Raw genomic sequence first — 1,141 nt, 5'->3', positions numbered from 1 at the left:
ATCCCCAGCCCTACTGAGCTTTAATGCGTAGAGTCATGTTGACCGCAGCTCGTCCCAGGTCAGGCCGGTTTCGGCGAGGAACCCGAGGAGCAGGCCGGGCCGGTACCGCAGCTGTTTCAGCCCGTGTTTGACCGTCTGGTGGACCTCGTCGAGGGTACGGGCGGCCAGGTGCACCAGGGCGGTGCGTTTGAGCTGTGACCATGCTCCTTCGGCGGGGTTCAGGTCCGGGGCGTAGGCCGGCAGCCACACCGCGCTCACCCAGCCGGCGTGCTCCCGCGGAAACGTGGTCATCTCCCCCTGCCGGTGGATGTTCACCCGGTCCCACACCAGTACCAGTTGGCCCCCGGGAAGCTGGGCGTGCGCGGCCGCCAGCAGGTCCCGGCAGTCGGCCCAGCCGATACCTTTCTGCCCGCCACCACCGCGCCAGACTCGGGCCCGGTAGAGCAGCCGTGGGCGCCACCCGGGCCGGTAGCAGACGATCCCGGCCACGCTCACCCGGCCGTTGCCGCCCCGTCCGGGTACCCGCACCACCGGTGTCCGCCCCCCGCGGCCCCAGGTCCGTGCCCGTGGCGGCCTCAGGCCCTGTCCTGTCTCGTCGAGGAAACAGATCCAGGCGTCCTGGGCCGCCGCGATGGTTTTACCGCCGGCCACTCCCGCTTCGTTCAGGTCTCGACCGCGGCGTCGTCGCGTTCGATCGCGCGGCGGGCGGGCAGCTGACACGACCAGCCGTGCCGGTCCAGCAGCAGCCACACCCCGGCCAGGGTGTAGGTCACTCCGAACTCTTTGTCGATCACCTCGGCGACCCGGGCCAGGGTCCACCGCTGATCATCCCAGCCGTACGGCCCCGGACCACGACGCGGAATCGCCTCCAACCGGGCCAGATCCCGGTCGTCCAACCGGCACCGCGACCCCGACCCGGCCGAGCGCAACCCGGCCTCACCCTCGACCGTCCAGGCATGGTGCCAGCGGCTCGCGGTTTTCGGGGTCACCCGGAACTCCCGGGCGACCTCGGCCTGGCTCGCACCCTGGGCGAACCGGCTGGCTGCGGCCAGCCGGACCCGCTCACGTTCCACCTGATCGGCGGGCGTCAACCCGCCACCCGTCGCATACCTCATACAACCGGTCTACCCAACCTAAACCC

At 70.8% G+C, this 1,141-nt stretch carries 2 protein-coding genes; both read right to left on the bottom strand.

Features of this window, described 5'->3' with window-relative positions:
- Window positions 1-33: 33 nt before the first annotated feature.
- On the bottom strand, window positions 34-651 hold the full coding sequence (locus tag MXD95_RS04055) for a transposase (protein WP_250639166.1): 618 nt from the start codon (window positions 649-651) through the stop codon (window positions 34-36).
- Between the two features lie 11 nt (window positions 652-662).
- Window positions 663-1,115 carry a winged helix-turn-helix domain-containing protein gene (locus MXD95_RS04050; RefSeq protein ID WP_250639165.1) on the bottom strand — a complete coding sequence of 151 codons (453 nt, stop codon included), beginning with the start codon at window positions 1,113-1,115 and terminating at the stop codon, window positions 663-665.
- Window positions 1,116-1,141: the final 26 nt, after the last annotated feature.

Origin of the sequence: Frankia sp. AiPa1 (genome assembly GCF_023243075.1) — a bacterium.
GTDB lineage: Bacteria > Actinomycetota > Actinomycetes > Frankiales > Frankiaceae > Frankia.
The sequence above is the reverse complement of the archived record's forward strand: the minus strand, read 5'-3'. Positions and strand labels throughout refer to the sequence as shown.

Bases quoted from the DNA above. Each gene is read 5' to 3' on its own strand.
- MXD95_RS04050 (WP_250639165.1), bottom strand. From the start codon at position 1,115: ATGAGGTATGCGACGGGTGGCGGGTTGACGCCCGCCGATCAGGTGGAA.